Origin of the sequence: Microbacterium sp. NC79, assembly GCF_019061125.1 — a bacterium.
In the GTDB taxonomy this organism is placed as follows: Bacteria; Actinomycetota; Actinomycetes; order Actinomycetales; family Microbacteriaceae; genus Microbacterium.
Genome location: NZ_JAHQYI010000001.1, coordinates 1,570,681 through 1,589,572 on the forward strand (window position 1 = coordinate 1,570,681; position 18,892 = coordinate 1,589,572).

17 protein-coding genes and 3 tRNA genes are annotated in these 18,892 nt (G+C 62.6%); 10 read left to right on the top strand and 10 right to left on the bottom strand.

Annotated elements, in window-relative coordinates; genetic code table 11:
* Positions 1–136 precede the first annotated feature (136 nt).
* Positions 137–319 carry a hypothetical protein gene (locus KTJ77_RS07085; protein ID WP_217337724.1) on the top strand — a complete coding sequence of 61 codons (183 nt, stop codon included), beginning with the start codon at positions 137–139 and terminating at the stop codon, positions 317–319.
* 138 nt (positions 320–457) lie between these two features.
* On the opposite strand, the gene KTJ77_RS07090 is transcribed toward KTJ77_RS07085, so the two are convergent.
* A tRNA-Val gene (locus tag KTJ77_RS07090) sits at positions 458–530 on the bottom strand.
* A 291-nt stretch (positions 531–821) separates the two neighbouring features.
* Here KTJ77_RS07090 and aceE point away from each other — a divergent pair.
* The 6 genes from aceE to KTJ77_RS07120 all read left to right on the top strand — a co-directional run bounded on the left by aceE (position 822) and on the right by KTJ77_RS07120 (position 8,378).
* Positions 822–3,548, top strand: a complete 2,727-nt coding sequence (gene aceE / locus KTJ77_RS07095; RefSeq protein WP_217337725.1) for a pyruvate dehydrogenase (acetyl-transferring), homodimeric type — start codon at positions 822–824, stop codon at positions 3,546–3,548.
* Between the two features lie 2 nt (positions 3,549–3,550).
* The gene (locus tag KTJ77_RS07100) at positions 3,551–4,771 is read left to right on the top strand and encodes a CdaR family transcriptional regulator (RefSeq protein ID WP_217337726.1); all 1,221 of its coding nucleotides are present in this window, start codon (positions 3,551–3,553) and stop codon (positions 4,769–4,771) included.
* A gap of 85 nt (positions 4,772–4,856) precedes the next feature.
* Positions 4,857–5,777 (top strand): ACP S-malonyltransferase, encoded by a 921-nt coding sequence (locus KTJ77_RS07105; protein ID WP_217337727.1) that lies wholly within the window; start codon positions 4,857–4,859, stop codon positions 5,775–5,777.
* A complete protein-coding gene (locus tag KTJ77_RS07110; protein WP_217337728.1) occupies positions 5,774–6,775 on the top strand; it encodes a beta-ketoacyl-ACP synthase III in 1,002 nt (333 codons plus the stop codon). Before KTJ77_RS07105 ends, KTJ77_RS07110 begins: the two co-directional genes overlap by 4 nt.
* 47 nt (positions 6,776–6,822) lie before the next feature.
* Entirely contained in the window at positions 6,823–7,071 is a 249-nt protein-coding gene (locus KTJ77_RS07115) for an acyl carrier protein (protein WP_147825969.1), read from the top strand.
* A 71-nt stretch (positions 7,072–7,142) separates the two neighbouring features.
* Complete coding sequence (locus KTJ77_RS07120; protein WP_217337729.1) at positions 7,143–8,378, top strand: beta-ketoacyl synthase; 1,236 nt, start codon at positions 7,143–7,145, stop codon at positions 8,376–8,378.
* 153 nt (positions 8,379–8,531) lie between these two features.
* Here the strand turns inward: KTJ77_RS07120 and KTJ77_RS07125 are convergent, their stop codons facing one another.
* The 3 genes from KTJ77_RS07125 to KTJ77_RS07135 all read right to left on the bottom strand — a co-directional run bounded on the left by KTJ77_RS07125 (position 8,532) and on the right by KTJ77_RS07135 (position 10,439).
* Positions 8,532–9,035: a DUF3145 domain-containing protein gene (locus KTJ77_RS07125; RefSeq protein WP_217337730.1), complete on the bottom strand. Its 504-nt coding sequence runs from the start codon at positions 9,033–9,035 to the stop codon at positions 8,532–8,534.
* A gap of 217 nt (positions 9,036–9,252) precedes the next feature.
* Positions 9,253–9,330: transfer RNA gene (locus KTJ77_RS07130), tRNA-Ile, on the bottom strand.
* A gap of 41 nt (positions 9,331–9,371) precedes the next feature.
* On the bottom strand, positions 9,372–10,439 hold the full coding sequence (locus KTJ77_RS07135; protein ID WP_217338383.1) for a DMT family transporter: 1,068 nt from the start codon (positions 10,437–10,439) through the stop codon (positions 9,372–9,374).
* A gap of 46 nt (positions 10,440–10,485) precedes the next feature.
* On the opposite strand from KTJ77_RS07135, the gene def reads away from it, so the two are divergent.
* Together def and KTJ77_RS07145 are read left to right on the top strand one after the other, a co-directional pair.
* Positions 10,486–11,052: a peptide deformylase gene (gene def, locus KTJ77_RS07140; RefSeq protein ID WP_217337731.1), complete on the top strand. Its 567-nt coding sequence runs from the start codon at positions 10,486–10,488 to the stop codon at positions 11,050–11,052.
* 107 nt (positions 11,053–11,159) lie between these two features.
* The gene (locus KTJ77_RS07145; protein WP_217337732.1) at positions 11,160–11,684 is read left to right on the top strand and encodes a septum formation family protein; all 525 of its coding nucleotides are present in this window, start codon (positions 11,160–11,162) and stop codon (positions 11,682–11,684) included.
* A 398-nt stretch (positions 11,685–12,082) separates the two neighbouring features.
* On the opposite strand, the gene KTJ77_RS07150 is transcribed toward KTJ77_RS07145, so the two are convergent.
* The 5 genes from KTJ77_RS07150 to dusB form a co-directional block, all read right to left on the bottom strand.
* Positions 12,083–12,155, bottom strand: a tRNA-Asn gene (locus KTJ77_RS07150).
* Positions 12,156–12,281: 126 nt separating this feature from the next.
* Complete coding sequence (locus tag KTJ77_RS07155) at positions 12,282–13,103, bottom strand: ATP-binding cassette domain-containing protein (protein WP_217337733.1); 822 nt, start codon at positions 13,101–13,103, stop codon at positions 12,282–12,284.
* A gap of 32 nt (positions 13,104–13,135) precedes the next feature.
* Complete coding sequence (gene dnaG, locus KTJ77_RS07160) at positions 13,136–15,079, bottom strand: DNA primase (protein WP_217337734.1); 1,944 nt, start codon at positions 15,077–15,079, stop codon at positions 13,136–13,138.
* Positions 15,079–16,413, bottom strand: a complete 1,335-nt coding sequence (locus KTJ77_RS07165) for a deoxyguanosinetriphosphate triphosphohydrolase (RefSeq protein WP_217337735.1) — start codon at positions 16,411–16,413, stop codon at positions 15,079–15,081. The genes dnaG and KTJ77_RS07165 overlap by 1 nt, the downstream gene beginning before the upstream one ends.
* A complete protein-coding gene (gene dusB / locus KTJ77_RS07170; protein ID WP_217337736.1) occupies positions 16,403–17,557 on the bottom strand; it encodes a tRNA dihydrouridine synthase DusB in 1,155 nt (384 codons plus the stop codon). The genes KTJ77_RS07165 and dusB overlap by 11 nt, the downstream gene beginning before the upstream one ends.
* 113 nt (positions 17,558–17,670) lie before the next feature.
* On the opposite strand from dusB, the gene KTJ77_RS07175 reads away from it, so the two are divergent.
* Complete coding sequence (locus KTJ77_RS07175) at positions 17,671–18,174, top strand: glutathione peroxidase (RefSeq protein WP_217337737.1); 504 nt, start codon at positions 17,671–17,673, stop codon at positions 18,172–18,174.
* A 55-nt stretch (positions 18,175–18,229) separates the two neighbouring features.
* Here KTJ77_RS07175 and KTJ77_RS07180 read toward each other — a convergent pair whose 3' ends face one another.
* On the bottom strand, positions 18,230–18,892 hold the full coding sequence (locus KTJ77_RS07180; RefSeq protein ID WP_217337738.1) for a DsbA family oxidoreductase: 663 nt from the start codon (positions 18,890–18,892) through the stop codon (positions 18,230–18,232).

Here is an 18,892-nt window from a genome sequence, read left to right on the forward strand (position 1 = left end):
CGCGCAACTACCTCGCGCCTGAAGTCCAGCGCTCGCTGATAACTATCGAACCCCCGGAAGCGCTCTACGAGAGCCCGTCTCGAGGGGTAATTGTTTGTAACCACGGCCGGAGAACGCCGTGTGCCACGATGTTGGCATGGACCAGTTCTCACAGCTTCAGTTCGCGATGCTCGCTATCTGGCTCGGCATCGTCATTCTCGCCCTCCTCATCGCGTATGCCGTGATCTTCTTCGCCGTTCGCAACGCGCTTCGCTCACACGCACGATGGGAGTACGCCGGCGGCGTCGCTGGCGAAGACCGCCGCGCCATCGAGCGCTAAGCGAGGCGCAATCACGGAATGCAGACGAGCGACGCCTGCGGCACCATTCGCCTCAGCGCCCGCTCGTCGACGGGTCACTGATCCACGCCGCGACCCAACGCAAAACCCCCGAGAAATTCTCGGGGGTTTTGCCTGATGTGGGCCCTACCGGGATCGAACCGATGACATCCACGGTGTAAACGTGGCGCTCTACCAGCTGAGCTAAAGGCCCTGGTGTGATTCCATCCTAGCGGGTGAAATTGCGTGCTCTGCACCATACCCAACGCAAACGTGCATAACGCACTGCTCAGATGGTTCCGTTACAGCCGTTGCAATTGCCGCACGATCAGCCAAACACGCCCGCGCGACGAATTGAGCCAATAAAAGCGGGGAACAAACCTGCCCGTGTACCCCATTTATGAGTAGGCTGTGGACTACGCGTGTTGTGTGGAGCCGACAAAGCCCCCCGCGCGTCGAACCGATGCCCTTGGCATGATCTGCCAGAACGACGAAAGGTCGCCCGGTGACTGTTCACGACCAGGATCCGTATTCCCAAGAACCCCTCGATAGCGATCCGGAAGAGACGGGCGAGTGGCAAGAATCGCTCAACCAGCTCGTCGACGCTAAGGGTCCGCAGCGTGGTCGCGAGATCATGCTCAGCTTGCTGTCGAAGTCTCGCGAACTGCACCTGGGTGTGCCGATGGTTCCGACCACCGACTACATCAACACGATCGCGTCGGAGAACGAACCCGAGTTCCCCGGTGACGAAGAGGTTGAGCGCCGCTACCGCGCCTGGACCCGTTGGAACGCCGCTCTGACCGTGCACCGCGCGCAGCGCCCTGGCATTGGTGTGGGCGGCCACATCTCGACGTACGCGTCGAGCGCTTCGCTGTACGAAGTCGGTTTCAACCACTTCTTCCGCGGCGCCGACAACCCGACCGGTGGCGACCAGATCTTCATTCAGGGTCACGCCTCCCCCGGCATCTACGCACGTTCTTTCCTCGAGGGTCGCCTGTCGGCAGCTCAGCTCGATGGGTTCCGCCAGGAGAAGTCGGCTGCTCCCAACGCACTGCCGTCGTACCCGCACCCGCGCCTGATGCCTGACTACTGGCAGTTCCCGACGGTATCGATGGGCCTCGGCCCGATCAACGCCATCTACCAGGCGATGACGAACAAGTACCTCACGAACCGCGGCATCAAGGATGCCAGCGACTCGCACGTGTGGGCCTTCCTCGGTGACGGCGAAATGGACGAGGTCGAATCGCGCGGTCAGCTTCAGGTTGCCGCGAACGAAGGCCTCGACAACCTCACGTTTGTCGTCAACTGCAACCTGCAGCGCCTTGACGGCCCGGTGCGCGGTAACGGCAAGATCATCCAGGAGCTGGAGAGCTTCTTCCGCGGTGCTGGCTGGAACGTCATTAAGGTTGTGTGGGGTCGCGAGTGGGACGCTCTGCTCGATGTCGACACCGACGGCGCCCTGCTGAACCTCATGAACGTCACCCCCGATGGTGACTACCAGACCTACAAGGCGGAGTCTGGCGCGTTCGTGCGCGAGCACTTCTTCGGTCGCGATGAGCGCACCGCCGCCATGGTCAAGGACTACACCGACGAAGAGATCTGGGGTCTCAAGCGCGGTGGCCACGACTACCGCAAGGTGTACGCCGCCTACAAGGCTGCAATGGCTCACAAGGGCCAGCCGACCGTCATCCTCGCGAAGACCGTTAAGGGCTACGGCCTCGGCTCGCACTTCGAGGGCCGCAACGCGACCCACCAGATGAAGAAGATGACGCTGGAAGACCTCAAGGGCTTCCGCGACGAGCTGCACATTCCGATCACGGACGCTCAGCTCGAAGAGAACCCGTACCAGCCGCCGTACTACAACCCCGGAACCGGCGACGAGACAATCCAGTACATGCTCGAGCGCCGCAAGGCACTCGGCGGGTTCCTGCCCGAGCGTCGCACAACGCACGTCGGCCTCAACCTGCCTGGCGATGACATGTACAAGCAGGCCAAGAAGGGCTCCGGAACGCAGGAAGTCGCCACGACGATGGCTTTCGCCCGTCTGCTGAAAGACCTGCTGCGCGACAAGGAGATCGGAAAGCGCATCGTTCCGGTCATCCCGGATGAGGCTCGTACCTTCGGTATGGACGCCTACTTCCCCACCGCGAAGATCTACAACCCGCACGGCCAGAACTACACCTCGGTCGACCGCGAGCTTCTCCTCGCCTACAAGGAGAGCCCGCAGGGGCAGATCGTTCACGTCGGCATCAACGAAGCGGGTGCTGTTGCCGCATTCACGGGCCTCGGAACCTCGTATGCCACGCACGGTGAGCCGCTGATTCCGGTGTACGTCTTCTACTCGATGTTCGGGTTCCAGCGCACCGGTGACGCCCAGTGGGCTGCCGGTGACCAGATGGCACGCGGATTCGTCATGGGTGCAACCGCCGGTCGCACCACGCTGACCGGTGAGGGCCTCCAGCACGCTGACGGGCACTCGCACCTGCTGGCCTCGACGAACCCGGCAACGATTTCGTACGACCCGGCATACGGCTATGAAATCGCGCACATCATTCAGGCTGGTCTTGACCAGATGTACGGTGGCAACCACCCGAACCCCGACGTGATGTACTACATCACCCTCTACAACGAGCCGATCGTTCAGCCCGCTGAGCCGGAGAACGTCGACGTTGAGGGCATCATCAAGGGCATCCACAAGGTCTCGACCGGTGAAGGCGACGGGCCCCGCGCTCAGATCCTCGCGTCGGGTGTTGGCCTCGGTTGGGCATACGAAGCCCAGCAGCTGCTCAAGGATGACTGGGGCGTGATCGCCGACATTTGGTCGGTCACCAGCTGGAACGAGTTGCGCCGCGACGGTCTTGCCGCCGACGAGCACAACTTCCTGCACCCGGAAGAAGAGCCCCGCACCGCATACATCGCTGAGAAGCTGCGCGGCGCTGAGGGTCCGGTCACCGCGGTGAGCGACTTCATGCACGCCGTGCAGGACCAGATTCGCCAGTGGGTTCCGAACCGTTTCGCCTCGCTCGGTGCCGACGGCTTCGGCTTCTCCGACACGCGTGCAGCTGCTCGTCGATTCTTCAAGATTGATGGCCCCTCGATCGTGGTTCGTACGCTCCAGTCGCTCGCCGAAGACGGCGTCGTTGACCGCGCGCTCGTCAAGCAGGCAATCGACAAGTACGACCTGCTGAACGTGAACGCCGGAACCAGCGGCAACGCGGGCGGCGAAAGCTAAGCATGGCGGCATCGACGGGAGGGACCTCTCCCCAAAGCAAGGCAGAAACCCTGGCCTGGTTGCGCAAGATCTCTGGCGACCTCGCGACGGCCACGCTGACCCGCTTGGAGGAGTCCCTCCCGTGGTACGCCGAGATGCCACCCGGTCGCCGCTCAGCGGTGGGCCTGGTGGCTCAGGCGGGCATCACCTCGTTTATTCAATGGTTCGATGACCCCACATCCACTCCGTGGATCGCAGCAGACATTTTCGCTGCTGCACCCCGCGAACTTCTGCGCAGCGTCAGCTTGCAGCAGACACTCCAGCTCATCCGCGTCACCGTTTCGGTGACCGAGGAGCGCGTCGCCGGCCGCAGCGAAAGCCTGCGCCAAGCAATCCTGGAATACTCCCGCGACGTCGCCTTCGCATCGGCCGATGTCTATGCGCGCGCCGCCGAAGCACGCGGCCTGTGGGACGCCCGCTTGGAAGCACTCGTTGTTGACTCGATCCTCACGGGTGAAGCCGATGAAGAACTTCCCAGCCGTATCGCAGCTCTCGGATGGCACGGTCATGGCGAAGTGTGCGTGCTGGTCGGAACCACGCCACAACAGTTTGACGTCGACCAGTTCCGGCGTGCTGCTCGCAAGCTCGGCATCGACGTTCTCATCGGCGTGCAGGGCTCACGCCTCGTTCTCGTCATCGGCCGCGCCATCACGTCATCGCGCAGCGACGAGACCGCAGACATTCCCTTTATCGAGATTGCACGGCACCTCGAGCCGCACTTCGGCCCCGGATACCTCGTCCTCGGGCCGACGGTGGCCGCTCTCGTTGACGCAAGCCAGAGCGCTCGGGCCGCACTCGCCGGCTTCGCCGTCGCACGCGGTTGGCGCCACGCTCCCCGCCCTGTCGAAGCAGACGACCTCCTTCCCGAGCGTGCACTCGCAGGCGATCCGTTCGCCAAGCAGACTCTGATCGACCGCATTTACCGCCCTCTCCAGGCACACTCAGCCGATTTGGTGACAACCCTGTGGAGCTACCTCGACAACGGCCGCTCCCTGGAAGCGACCGCGCGCGAGCTGTTCGTGCACCCCAACACGGTGCGCTACCGCCTCAAGCGTGTCAGCGAGGTCATCGGGTGGGACGCTACCGGTCCCCGCGAAGCCCTCATCCTGCAGACGGCCCTGATTCTTGGTTCCATCGGCACCACGGAGTCATTACGTCGTCGTCCGACACGCCCACGTCCGTAGGATCTGTCGAGTAAGCACAAAGCTTCTCGACATTTATGTGTGGGAATCGCCAGCGTAGACCGATTCAGATTGGCAAGATAGACAAGTGATCGTTGTTGCATGCCCCGGTCAGGGGTCTCAAACTCCCGGATTTCTGTCGCCTTGGCTCGAGCTTGACGGAGCCCGAGAGCGGCTTGAAGCGTACTCGGATGCCGCAAAGGTTGACCTCGTCACGCACGGCACAGTGTCTGACGCAGACACAATCCGCGACACGAAGATCGCCCAGCCTCTGATTGTTGCCGCGTCCTTGCTGACGTGGCACGCCCTGGGCGATGCCGCGCAGCACGCTGGCGGTGTCGCTGGCCACTCGGTCGGCGAACTCGCTGCGATCGCGGCCACCGGCGTCGTATCCGACGAAACCGCAATGTACCTCGTGGGTGAGCGCGGCCGCGCCATGGCGCAGTCGGCAACCGAAGCGGCAACCGGCATGAGCGCCGTCGTCGGCGGTGTCGAGGCCGATGTGCTCGCCGCCATCGCCGAACACGATCTTCAGCCTGCAAACTTCAACGGCGGCGGACAGATCGTCGCTGCTGGCGCGCTCGACGGGCTCGCGAAGCTCGCCGAGGCAGCACCGCGCGGTGCCCGCGTCATCCCGCTGCAGGTCGCTGGCGCGTTCCACACCCGCTACATGGGTTCGGCTGTTGAAGCGCTCCGCGCTGCCGTAGCAACCGTGACCGACGCTGTTGCTCCCGCAACGCGCCTCTGGACCAACAGCGATGGTTCCGTCGTCGCAGACGGCCAACGCGCGCTCGACCTTCTCGTCGGCCAGGTGTCATCGCCCGTACGGTGGGATCTGTGCATGCAGTCCTTCGCCGATAGCGGCATCACCGGCCTCGTCGAGCTCAGCCCGGCCGGCGCGCTCGTGGGTCTCGCTAAGCGCGGCCTGAAGGGCACACCCACCGTCGCCGTGAAAACCCCAGAAGATCTCGAAGCAGCCGTTGCGCTGTTGAATGGAGTGGCCGCATGACTGTCACCTTGAACCAGGCCAAGGGCCCCGAATTCACTCGCATCTACGCTTACGGCGCCGCACGTGGCGAAGTTGCCGTTCCCAACGATGATCTGATCGGTCCGATCGATTCGAGTGACGAGTGGATTCGTCAGCGTACCGGCATCATCACCCGCACCCGCGCGGTTCCGGAGACCTCGGCTCTCGACCTGGCTTCCGAAGCCGCTCGCGAGGCCGTCGAAAAGAGCGGCGTTAACCCCGCCGACATTGATCTGGTGATCGTTGGAACCATCAGCAACGTGCAGCAGACGCCGTCGATGGCGGCTGTGGTTGCCGACCGCATCGGCGCCAACCCGGCCGCCGCCTACGACAGCAACGCGGCGTGCGCTGGTTTCGCGTACGCGGTGGCTCAGGCTGATGCTCTCATTCGTGCAGGTGCTGCCAAGTACGCGGTCGTCATCGGTGCGGAAAAGCTCAGCGACATCGTCGACCCGACCGATCGTTCCATCTCCTTCCTGCTGGGCGATGGCGCCGGTGCTGCCGTCGTCGGGCCGAGCGACTTCCCCGGCATCTCCCCCACCGTGTGGGGTTCGGATGGCTCGAAGGCACACGCCGTCGGCATGAACCACACCCTCATCGAGTACCGCAACGGCGAAGCCGAGTGGCCGACGCTGCGCCAGGAGGGCCAGACGGTCTTCCGCTGGGCCGTGTGGGACATGGCCAAGGTCGCCAAGAAGGCGCTTGAAGTTGCGGGCATCGAGGCGAAAGATCTGGCGGCGTTCATTCCGCACCAGGCCAACATGCGCATCATTGACGAGTTTGCCAAGCAGCTCAAGTTGCCCGAATCCGTCGCCATCGCTCGTGATATTGAGACCACAGGCAACACGTCGGCGGCTTCGGTTCCGCTCGCCGCGCACCGTCTGCTCGAAGAGCACCCGGAGCTCAGCGGCGGCCTCGCCCTGCAGATCGGCTTCGGCGCTGGTCTCGTTTTCGGCGCGCAGGTCGTTGTTCTGCCGTAAGGCACCCCTAGACTTTTTTCAGTCAACCTAATCAGAGGAGAAACACCATGGCATTCACCAACGACGAGGTCCTCGAGGGCCTGACCGAGCTCATCATCGACGAGACCGGCATTGACGGTAGCGAGGTCGCTCTTGAGAAGTCGTTCACCGACGACCTCGACATCGACTCGATCTCGATGATGACGATCGTTGTCAACGCAGAAGAGAAGTTCGGCGTCAAGATTCCGGACGACGAGGTTAAGAACCTCAAGACGGTTGCTGACGCAGTCAACTACATCGCCTCCAACCAGGAATAAGGCGTTCTTGGCGTGCCACGGAACCACGGGGTCACCGTGGCACGCCAGTTTCTGACCATAGAGGAGTATCAATGACCAAGCGCATCGTCGTCACGGGCATCGGTGCAACGTCGGGTATCGGCGGCACAGCACAAGACAACTGGAGCAACCTGCTCGCGGGTGTCTCGGGCACGCGCACCATGGAGCACGACTGGGTCGAGCAGTATGAGTTGCCTGTCAACTTTGCGGCCGAAGCCATCGTTCGCCCCGAAGAGGTTCTCGCCCGCCACGAAGCGAAGCGCTTGGATCCGTCCAGCCAATTCGCACTCGTCGCCGCACGCGAAGCTTGGGCTGACGCGGGAACTCCCGAAGTCGAGTCTGAGAGGCTGGGCGTTGACTGGGCAACCGGCATCGGCGGCATCTGGACGCTCCTCGACGCGTGGGACACCCTCCGCGAAAAGGGACCGCGCCGCGTCATGCCGCTAACGGTTCCGATGCTGATGGCTAACGCTCCTGCTGGCAACCTGTCGCTGCAGTTCGAAGCGCGCGCCTACGCGTCCACGGCTGTCTCGGCCTGTGCGTCCAGCACTGAGTCGATTCTCAACGCTTACAACCACCTACAGGCCGGCCTCGCAGACATCGTCATTGCAGGCGGTAGCGAGTCGGCTATCCACCCGATCACGATGGCATCGTTCGCTGCGGCGCAGGCGCTGTCAAAGCGCAACGACGACCCGGCAACGGCATCGCGCCCGACCGCTGTGTCGCGTGACGGTTTCGTCATGGGTGAGGGTGCTGCCGCGCTCATTCTCGAGACCGAAGAGCACGCGAAGGCTCGCGGCGCGAAGATCTACGCTTACCTCGTCGGTGGCGCAGTGACCGCGGACTCGTACCACATCACGGGTAACGACCCTGAAGGCAAGGGTGCTGCTCGCGCAGTCCGCCAGACGCTGGAAATCGCTGGCGCTTCGGCCGATGACGTGACGCACATCAACGCGCACGCCACCTCCACGCCGGTGGGCGACCCCAACGAGTTCGTCGCGCTGCAGACCGTATTCGGTGACCGCATTCGAGAGATTCCGGTTGCGGCAACGAAGGCAGCGACCGGGCACCTCCTCGGTGGTACCGGCGCTTTGGAAGCAGTCTTCACGGTGCTCGCGCTCAAGAACCGCACGGTTCCGCCGACGATCAACGTCGACGAGCAAGACCCTGAGGTTCCGTTCTTGATCACCCCGAAGCCGGCAGAGCTGGGCGCGGGCGATCACCTGGCCATCAGCAACTCGTTCGGCTTTGGCGGCCACAACGCCGTCATCGCGTTCCGTAGCGCGTAAAAACACATTGTTAGGGGGCTCCCGGTATTCCGGGAGCCCCCTTTGTACGTAGGGAGCGGATTCGCTTTCTCGCCCTCCGGGAATGTTCACCGATGGTCGATACTTGCGCCTCCCGCTCCACACCCATTCCGCGCCGCATGGACGCGGAATCCTCTATCCAACTTTGTGTAGCCACACCACCGGCACATCGTCACTCGCGTGCCGGAATGGTTCCAGTTCTTCGTCCCACGCAATTCCCAGCGCGAGCTCAAGCTCTCGCTGCATTTCATACCCGTCGCCATCGGCAATCTCCATGGCGTAACGCAGGCGGTCTTCTCCGATTACCACGTTGCCCGCGGTGTCGACCTGCCCGTAGTGAATGCCGAGTCCTGGCGTGTGCATCCAGCGCCCGCCGTCGCTTCGCGGTGTCGGATCTTCACTCACTTCGTATCGCAAGTGCTCCCACCCGCGGATGGCTGTGGTCAGGGCAGCACCCGTGCCTGCCGGGCCTTCCCAGTAGAACTCGGTACGACGAGCACCATTGAGGACGGGCTGATCAGTCCATTCGAAGTTCACGGCGCGACCAAGGACGCCGCCAACCGCCCACTCGACGTGGGGACACAACGCGCGTGGCGCCGAGTGAATGTAAATCACTCCGCGCGCCTGTGGTGTCACCATGATCTCTCCGTTTCTTCAGGTGCGTCTTCCCCAACGACCTGCACGGATACCCGGCGACAACTATTCGTTTGTTCCCTTGCATTATCACAAACATGCCTGGGAATCACAACCATGTGATTCCGGGAGTTTCGCCCCACGTTCCCCGCCCATTCGGCGAGGGCAGCGAGACAGCCACTCCAGGGCGTGTTGGCACTCCTCGCTCAGTGACGAGGGCTCATGGTAGGGCGGGTGGGACTTGAACCCACGGATCGTCGGGTTATGAGCCCGCTGCCTTAACCAGCTTGGCCACCGCCCCATGCTGAATTTAGCCTATCGCAGGCTCAACCCAGGTTTATCTTACGCGCGGTCGTGTGGCGCGTCCGGGTCATTTATCGAGGGTGACGACAACGGGCCTCCAGCGAAAGGAACATCCCCTTCAGCTCTTGGGCGAGGTGCGTTACTGCCCCGGTCGATCTTGAGCTCCTGGCTGTCGCTCACCACTTGCGGGTGGTAGCGCGCAAGTTCAATCACGCCCCAGATCGCAATCGCGCCAGCAATTGCAAAGCCGACATACGCCCATACTGGTGCGCCGGAAGCTTCGCCGAGAACGAGCAGACCAATCAGAACCGCAACGATCGGGTCAATGACCGTGAGGCCCGCGATAACGAGGTCGGGCGGGCCCGACGCGTGCGCGGTCTGCACGAAGTAGCCACCAACGGCCGTGCCTGCGACGAGCGCAATGACGCACACCAGGGTGAGCCATTCGAAGTCACCTGACTGAATGCGCTTGATGACAACCTTGGCGAGGGTCGCCACAAAGCCATAGATGATGCCGGCGCACAGAATGTAGAACAGCGGCCCCATCTTGCGGCGCAGCGCAAGCCAGAGGCCACCAAGAACGATGATGACGACCATCAAGATGCTCAAAACGATCGACAGCTGGTAGTCGGAGACGTCTTTATCCTCGGCAAACAGCGCTGCAATAAGGACAAAGAGGAACACGCCGCCCACACAGGCAGAGATCGCGACCACTGACCGTTTCGTTGGATTGTGTCCGCTGATGCGCGCGTTCAACAGAGTCGTCATCACGAGAGCGATCGCACCCAGCGGCTGCACCACAATCAGCGGCGCCTGCGTGAGGGCCGCCAACTGGCACACAATCGCCAAACCCAGCATCAAGGTTCCGATGACCCAGCTTGGCCGTACCAGCAGATGCTTCAGGTGGTTGCCGCTCAGGCCTGTACCGCCGTCGGAACCAAGAGACAGCTCCACTTTCTGCACGCCACGGTGTTGGTACTGCGTACCCAGCGAGAGGAAAGCCGCGCCGGCGATGGCCAGCGGGATGCCGAGGAGGAGGCCGGGGTTCTGAAAGACGCCAACCAGCGTCTCCCCCACATCTCCGACGTTCTCAATTTCGGCAAGTATCACAACACGAGCATAGGGCGTTGGACGCCCGGACTAGGCTTGACGCGTGGCTATTCGACCAATTTGCATCATGGGTGACCCCGTCCTTCACGCGGTAGCTTCTCCTGTCGGCGAGATCACGGATGAGATCCGCACGCTCATTGCCGACATGTACGAGACGATGGACGCAGCCCCCGGTGTGGGCTTGGCTGCGCCTCAGGTGGGCGTTGGCCTGCGCATCTACACCTACTCGTACGAAGACGACGAGGGACAGCCTTGGCGCGGCGAGATCATTAACCCTGAGCTCTTCATGACGCCTGCGGAACCAGGCGACCCGGATGAGGATGAAGAGTCAGAAGGTTGCTTGTCGGTTCCGGGTGAGCGCTTCCCGCTCCGCCGCTCTGATCGGGTGCGTGTTTCTGGAATCGACCTTGAAGGCAAGCCGGTCATGATTGACGTGACGGGGTGGCGCGCACGCATCATGCAGCACGAGTTCGATCACCTCAACGGCGTGCTTTACATCGATCGCCTGCATGACTCTGACTGGAAGACCGTGCAGAAGATCGCGAAGAAGCGCGGCTGGGGACGCCCGGGCCAGTCCTGGACGCCCGGCATTGACGGCCACGAGAGCTAAACACGAACAGATAAGATAAGACGGAATGGAGCGCGCTTCCGCAGGTGTTCTCTTCTATCGCGTCGCAGGTACCGAGCTACCGAATACTTTTTAGGGGAACTTCACTCATGTCTCACAGCACCATCGCTCGCCGTTCGCTCGCGGCAGGCGCGGCACTGGCCCTTGCTCTCAGCCTCGGCGGCTGCGCGGCCGTGCAGAACCTTTTCGGCAGCGACGGCGATGTCCAGCGTGACGAGTCCGGTGAGGTCACCGAGGCCGGAACCGGATCAGCATTCGAGCTCGAAGTTGGCGACTGCCTCGACTTTCCGTCAGCGGAAGAGTTCAACGACGTCAAGTTGATTCCCTGCGGCACTCCTCACGATGCTGAGGTGTTCCTGAACTACGAAACCGCGGAGAGCACGTTTGACGAAGACGCCCTGTACGCCGAAGCCGAAGAGCAGTGCGCCGCAGAGTTCCAGTCTTATGTCGGCTCAGATCCTGCGACGTCAAAGTTCTACTACACGTACTTCACCCCGGTTGAGGCTGGCTGGGAGGGCGGCGACCGTGTCGTCACGTGTGTCGCCGTTCAGCTCGATGAGGCTCGCGAGTCAATGGTTCTGACCAGCGGCTCGGTTCGCGGACTCGCTGAGTAAATTTGTCTCTACCAAGCGGCTCTCGCCTTGTGGCGGGAGCCGCTTGTGGTTTACCGCGCCATCTCGTTTCTGCGAGAAAGGCCCCGTAGCCGCACATAGCCACGGAACCAGAAAGCTGCCAGCGGAACCACACAGCAACTACCGAGGGGCATTACCCAAAAGAATGGATGGCTGCTCGGCTGGGCCGAGAGGTCCACTCATGCATGAGTCATCCTGTTCTGCACGACGGGAACGCTCGACCGGCGTGAAAAAACGGCGTGTCGGGCCGAGTCGCCATTTTAATCGTGCATAACAGAGAAGCCAGGCACGTCGAGCACGAGCCAAACATGTCGAGCACTGCGAAGCAAGGGGACGACAAACAAATAACCCCCGGAGAATATCTCCGGGGGTTATACCTGCTCCCCCATTTGGACTCGAACCAAAAACCTGCCGATTAACAGTCGGCTGCTCTGCCAATTGAGCTATGAGGGATTAGCCCCTGCGCGGGGCAACTAGACCAGCATAGCAAAGAAGAATGGCGCATCAGAACACGAGCAAACTTCCGGGCGCGTCGCGCGATTCCGCGGGATTCGGCCGCTCGATCGTGTGGTGCCGCACCTAGCCATGGCGGGCGCGGCGCTGACGGCGGGTGCGTGGCTTCGCGGGGGTATCCGCGAGGAAAGCCGCAGCGATCGGCCCCGTCGGCGTGGGCCGAGGAACAGCGGTGAAGTCACCGTCGGCCACGACGTGACCGGCGCGAAGCGCAATCGCCGAGGCGTGCAGTTCGCGGGTGAGATTCACATCATTCGTCACGATGAGGCTCGCCATATTGCGTTCCTGCTGCCTGCGCCGAATAGCGTCGTAGATGACAGGACGCATCTCGACGTCCAAATTCGCCATCGGATCATCAGCGACAAGCAGCACCGGTTCGAGCACCACCGCGTGGGCAAACGCCACGCGTTGCAACATGCCTGCACTCAGCTCGTACGGGTATTTGTCGGCTGCCCCCAGAGGCAAGTGCACCTCGTCAAGCAACGCGGCGACACGTTGCCGCAGCGCGGTCGCGTTATGCCTGCGTGACCGCGATGTAATTGGCGATGCGATGATCTCCCCTACCGTGAACTGCGGCGGCAACAGTGCGCCCGCGCTCTGCGGAAGGTATCCGGTCCGTACGAGCCACTCACGGCGCAGGCGTCCAGGGCGCTTGCCCGGAATACCTCCCACGGTGAGGTCACCGCCGACAATCTCCACGCCCGCGGCCGGCTGCCCGGCGACGAGCGACGCGAGGGTTGTTTTACCTGCCCCCGCAGGGCCAGCGACCACGAGGGTCTCCCCCGGCTCGATCGTAAACGTCACGCCGTCAACGATCCGCAGCTGTGTGGTTCCGATACTGAGGTCAACGGCGCGAACCGCGGCGGAATCATGTCGTCGGCGTGCCATCATCCCATCCTGTCCTAGCCAACGGGCAGGGTCTACTCGCCACGCAGACTGCGAATGCGAACGTCGAGGTCGCGCAACTGCACGCGCAAGGCTCGCCCCTCTTCCGAGTCAGGCGCAATGCGCTGCACCGCCCCGAGCAGTTCGTTTTTCCGTGCGTTCATGGCGCGCTCTACTTTCGACAGCGCGAGGTCTTGCGCGGCGAGGACAGCAGCCTGCTCGTCCTTCGCCGGAAACTCGGCAGCCAGCAGCTCCCCCGCGACCATGCGGTATGGTTCCCGCACGCCGCCAATCGCGGCCAGCGCCCAGCCCGGCTTCGTGCGTTCCGGGTGCGACAGAATGGCGGCTCGGACGGCGTCAAAAGCCGGGTGACTGTACGGTGCATCCAGCGCCTGCGCCATCAGCTCTTGATCAAGCAGGTGGCCATACTGCAAAAACGCCATCAGCGTGTTGCGGTCACGGTAGACGTCTGGGGTGCGCGGCAGCGTCGCGAGCGTCACCGCGACGGCGGGGGCCGGCTCGGAGTCGGAACCATAGGGCGCGGAGCCCTGCTGGCCAGAGCCAGCGGAGACGGAACCATAGGGCGCGCCGCCTGGAGTGCGGTTTCCTGCGGCCTGATGGTCAGACCGGCGCTCGTCTGGACGCTTTTCTTTTGGTGCCCGACGTGCCGCCGCGTCGACTTCGCGGTGTACGTCGGTCGGGTCCATCCCCAACCGGCGCGCAAGCACGCGCTCGTACTCTGGGCGCAACAGAGCATCACGAATATCGGCGAGCACGGGGGCAGCCGACCGCAATGCGCCCACGCGGCCCTCAACTGTCGCGAGGTCGTAGCTCGCGAGACGCTGGTCAATCACGAACTCAAACATCGGCACTTTAGATGTCATCAGCGCCTGCACGGCCTGATCGCCGCGTTGCAGCCGCAGGTCGCACGGGTCGAGGCCATCGGGTGCGACAGCAACGTAGGTCTGGGCGTTGAAACGCTTCTCTTCGGCGAAGGCACGCAACGCTGCCTTCTGACCTGCGGCGTCCGGGTCAAACGTAAAGACCACCTCACCGTGGCCAGAATCATCGCCCATAACGCGGCGCAACACGTTGATGTGGTCGACGCCGAATGCCGTGCCGCACGTCGCGACAGCCGTCGTGATGCCTGCGACGTGGCACGCCATGACGTCGGTGTACCCTTCCACGACGACAACGCGTTTGGGGTCGCCACGCGCGATATCACGCTTGGCCAGGTCCAAACCGTAGAGCACCTGCGCCTTTTTATAGATCGGCGTCTCCGGGGTGTTCAGGTACTTCGGCCCCTTGTCGTCTTCATAGAGCTTGCGGGCGCCAAACCCAATCGTCTGCCCAGTGACGTCACGAATCGGCCAAATCAGACGCCCTCGGAACCGGTCGTAGACACCGCGGTTACCCTGCGACACGAGACCGGCAGCAAGTAGTTCCTCGCGCGTAAAGCCCTTGCGGGTCAGCGCGTTCGTCATGTTCTCCCAGCCGCGCGGCGCGTACCCCACGGCAAAGTGCGTGGCGTGGGCAGCGTCGAAGCCGCGTTCCCCAAGGAAGGCCCGAGCGGTCTCTGCTTCGGGCGAGCCCATCTGCGCACGGAAATACTCCGTCGCCGCGGCGTTGGCCGCGTATAGGCGCGCGCGCCCGCTGGTCTCCGGGGCCGAGCCGCCGTCTTCGTAATGCAACGGGTATCCGATGCGCGCTGCCAGTCGTTCCACGGCTTCAGTGAAGGTGACGTGGTCCATCTCTCGCAGGAACGTATAGACGTCACCAGACTCACCACAACCGAAGCAGTGGTAGTAGCCGACCTGTGGGCGCACGTGGAAGCTCGGTGATTTTTCGTCGTGAAACGGGCACAGCCCTTTCATCGAACCGACACCGGCCGAGCGCAATGCGACCCGTTCGCCAATGATTTCGTCGATACGGGTGCGGGCCTTCACCTCATCAACGTCGGCCTGGAGGATGCGAGGCATCAGTACGACCTGGTGGAAGGGCGAGCACCTGGCGACCAAATGCCGACGTCTGCGGCGTCTATATCGCCAACAAACCGGCGGTGCCATGCGAGTGCGGTGGCATCGGTCAGGCTCGCGACCTGGTCAACAATCACCCGTTTGCGAGCGGCGTCGTCGCGGGCTACGCGGAAGTCAGCGGAGAACACGGGATCCAGTGCGTGGCCGCCCTCGTCCCACAGCGCGGAGGCGAGACGCTTGAGCACCTTGCGCTGCTCTTTGTAAATCGACTTGCGACCATCGATTGAGACGACGGCCGCGCCGATGATTCCCTTAAGCACGGCAACTTCGGTTTCCACTTCGCGCGGAACCACGACGTGCGCCTGGTAGCGAGACATCGTGTCAACGGGGTAAGCCTGGCGAGTCGCAATGGTCGCGGCTCGTGCGAAGCGACCGATCAGTTCGCTTGTGAGGTTCTTCAACCGCGCCAGATCGTGACGCGATGCGTCGAAGCTCTTCAGCCACAGCGGAAGACGGGTCAGGCGGTAGAGGGCTTCGTCCAACTCATCGCGGGAGTAATCGAAACCTACCCACGCTTGAATTCCAGAGACCAGGGCGTCGTGCTCTGCCGGGTCGGAGAGGCGGGCTGGGCTCAGGTAGCCGTTCACGATGGCGTCTTCGAAGTCGTGTACCGAGTAAGCGATGTCATCGGAGAGATCCATGACTTCAGCTTCGATGCAGCGCACTCGCTCGGGCGCACCCGCACGCATCCACTCAAACACCGGCTCATCATCGGGGTACACGCCAAACTTCAGGCGTCCGCCCGGGTCAGGAACCGGCGCATCCAGCGTCCACGGATATTTGCACGAGGCATCGATGCTTGCGCGTGTGAGGTTCAATCCGAACGGATCGCCATTCTCATCCAGCACCTTTGGTTCCAACCGCACCAGGATGCGCAGTGTCTGGGCATTACCTTCAAAGCCGCCAATGTCGCGCGCCCACACGTTAAGGGCACGCTCGCCGTTGTGACCGAACGGCGGGTGGCCGAGGTCGTGCGTGAGGCATGCAGTGTCGACCAGGTCAGGATTGAGGCTGAGGCTGGTGGCCAGTTCACGCCCCACCTGCGACACCTCAAGCGAGTGCGTCAGCCGGTTGCGGGCGAAGTCGGCGGGCGATGCCGGAGAGAGTACCTGCGTTTTTGCGGCGAGCCGGCGCCAAGCAGCCGAGTGCAGGACGCGGGCGCGGTCACGCGCGAAGTTGTCGCGCTCGGAGCGGTGCAACTCGGGATGAAAACGCTCGACGTCACGCGCATCGTATCCGTCAGCGATACGCCCTGGTCCTACGCCATCAACCGCCACTGGTATCCGCTTCTCCTTCAGTTAGAGCGCAGGCGACATCTGCAGCGATGTCGTGCGAGTTTAGCCAGCCATCGGGCAGAACCGTCCGCTTGGGGGTACCGGCACGACCGCGCTGACCTTCGGCGGCCTCACCAGGGTAAGGCGCATCCAGGTCGAGCAGAGTCGTCAGTTCGTCAATTTCCGCCAGCGTACTCACCGTAGCGAATCGGGAGCGAATATCTCCACCCACCGGGTATCCCTTGAAGTACCAGGCTGCGTGCTTGCGGATGTCTCGGCATCCGCGAACCTCGTCTTCGAAGAACTCGGTGAGCAATTCGGCGTGGCGTTTGAACGCCGCCGCGACAAAGCCGAGCGTTGCGTCAACCGGCTTCGCGGCGATGCCATCACCGAGCGCGTGGGCGAGCTCGCCGAACAGCCACGGGCGCCCGAGGCAACCTCGGCCGACGACAACACCGTCTGCACCCGTCTCAGCCATCATGCGCACGGCGTCATCAGCTGACCAGATGTCTCCGTTGCCCAGCACCGGAATGCTCGTGACCGTCTCTTTCAACGTCGCAATCGCGTCCCAGTCGGCATGCCCCGAGTACATCTGGCTCGCGGTGCGCCCGTGCAGAGCGACGGCAGCAACGCCAGCGTCTTCTGCCATGCGTCCGGCGTCAAGGTAGGTCAAGTGGTTGTCGTCGATGCCCTTGCGCATCTTGACGGTGAGCGGAAGGTGCTCGGCAGCTTGTACTGCCTGCGTCACGATCTGGTTAAACAGCGTGTGCTTCCACGGCAGCGCAGAGCCGCCACCCTTGCGGGTCACCTTGGGTACCGGGCACCCAAAGTTCAAGTCAATGTGATCGGCGCGATCTTCAGCGACGATAATGCGCACGGCCTCGGCGACGGTCTTCGGATCGACACCGTACAGCTGAATCGAGCGAATATTCTCCGACGGGTGGTGCGTGACGAGGCGCATCGTGACAGCGTTGCGCTCCACAAGCGCGCGAGACGTAATCATTTCGCTGACAAAGAGACCAGCGCCGTACTCGCGGCAGAGCCGACGAAACGCCGTATTGGTAATGCCTGCCATGGGGGCCAGAACGACCGGAGCTTCCAATTCGATCGGCCCGATGCGTAGCGGCTGAGTAGGAGCTGTAGTCATCGTCACCTCCCTATTCTCCCCTATCCCATGCCTGCGAGGTGCGGCGCGCTCACAGCCACACCTTTTCTCGGCACTTTCGCCCTGGCTCCGCCCCACGGCAGTAGTCTCAGAACATGACCGACACTACTGAGACTGCGCTGCGCGACATCGCTTTTGTCGACGCCGCTGGTAATGAACACACGCTGGCCGAATACCGCGACAACGTGGTCATGATCGTGAACGTCGCTTCAAAGTGCGGCCTCACTCCGCAGTACGAACAACTCGAAGAGCTGCAGAAGCAGTACGGCGACCGCGGCTTCACAGTGCTGGGCTTTCCGTGCAATCAGTTCATGGGGCAAGAGCCCGGAACCATGGAAGAGATTTTGGATTACTGCGCGGTGACGTGGGGCGTTTCGTTTCCGATCAACGACAAGATCAAGGTAAACGGCCGCTCAGCCGCGCCGCTGTACAAAGCGTTGAAGAAGACGAAGGATGCCGACGGTAAGCGTGGCCCCGTGCTCTGGAACTTTGAGAAGTTCGTGTTGACGCCGGATGACACGTTGCACCGCTTCCGCCCGCCGGTGATTCCGACAGACAAGGCTGTCGTCGACGTCATCGAGGCAAACCTCCCCCGCTAACGCAAAACAGTGGCGCTCACCATCACGGTGAGCGCCACTGTTGCGTGAGGCGGGATTAGGCCTTGTCTTCTGCCCACACCTGGCGAAGAATCTGCGCGAACGCATCGGCGGGCTGGGCACCCGAAACACCGTATTTGCCGTTGATGACGAAGAACGGAACGCCCTGAATGCCGTATTGCGCTGCCTGCGCCTGGTCAGCACGTACGTCTGCAAGATACTGCTGCGACTCCAGCGCTGCGCGGGCAGCCTCGCCGTCAAGGCCAGCGTCGGTCGCGAGAGCCACGAGGCTGTCGATCTCACCGACGTGCTTGCCCTCGGTGAAGTACGCCGACATCAGGCGCTCGGCCATATCGTGTTGCTTGCCTGCAGCCTTAGCGAAGTGCAGCAACTCGTGAGCGCGCACCGTGTTGGTGTGCTTCAGCACATCAAAGTTGTATTCGAGACCGACGCCTGCTGCCACGTTCGTGACGTGATCGAGCATCTCCGAAACCTTTTCCTTCGGCATGCCCTTGTGGGTTGCCAGAAAGTCAATCTCGCTGCCGTCGAAGTCGACGGGAGTATCGGGCGAGAGCTCGTAGGAGTGGTAGGTAATCTCCACTTGCGGGGCATCAGCGTCATCGGAGGCGGCGACAATGCCGTTCTCCAGGTTGCGCTTTCCGATGTAGCACCACGGGCAGGCGATGTCGCTCCACACGTCAATTTGAATCTTTTCGGTCAC

Coding starts and splice junctions, on each gene's coding strand:
- KTJ77_RS07085 (WP_217337724.1), top strand. CDS start 137: ATGGACCAGTTCTCACAGCTTCAGTTCGCGATGCTCGCTATCTGGCTC.
- KTJ77_RS07100 (WP_217337726.1), top strand. CDS start 3,551: ATGGCGGCATCGACGGGAGGGACCTCTCCCCAAAGCAAGGCAGAAACC.
- KTJ77_RS07110 (WP_217337728.1), top strand. CDS start 5,774: ATGACTGTCACCTTGAACCAGGCCAAGGGCCCCGAATTCACTCGCATC.
- KTJ77_RS07115 (WP_147825969.1), top strand. CDS start 6,823: ATGGCATTCACCAACGACGAGGTCCTCGAGGGCCTGACCGAGCTCATC.
- KTJ77_RS07120 (WP_217337729.1), top strand. CDS start 7,143: ATGACCAAGCGCATCGTCGTCACGGGCATCGGTGCAACGTCGGGTATC.
- KTJ77_RS07125 (WP_217337730.1), bottom strand. CDS start 9,035: ATGGTGACACCACAGGCGCGCGGAGTGATTTACATTCACTCGGCGCCA.
- KTJ77_RS07145 (WP_217337732.1), top strand. CDS start 11,160: ATGTCTCACAGCACCATCGCTCGCCGTTCGCTCGCGGCAGGCGCGGCA.
- KTJ77_RS07155 (WP_217337733.1), bottom strand. CDS start 13,103: ATGGCACGCCGACGACATGATTCCGCCGCGGTTCGCGCCGTTGACCTC.
- dnaG (WP_217337734.1), bottom strand. CDS start 15,079: ATGCCTCGCATCCTCCAGGCCGACGTTGATGAGGTGAAGGCCCGCACC.
- dusB (WP_217337736.1), bottom strand. CDS start 17,557: ATGACTACAGCTCCTACTCAGCCGCTACGCATCGGGCCGATCGAATTG.
- KTJ77_RS07175 (WP_217337737.1), top strand. CDS start 17,671: ATGACCGACACTACTGAGACTGCGCTGCGCGACATCGCTTTTGTCGAC.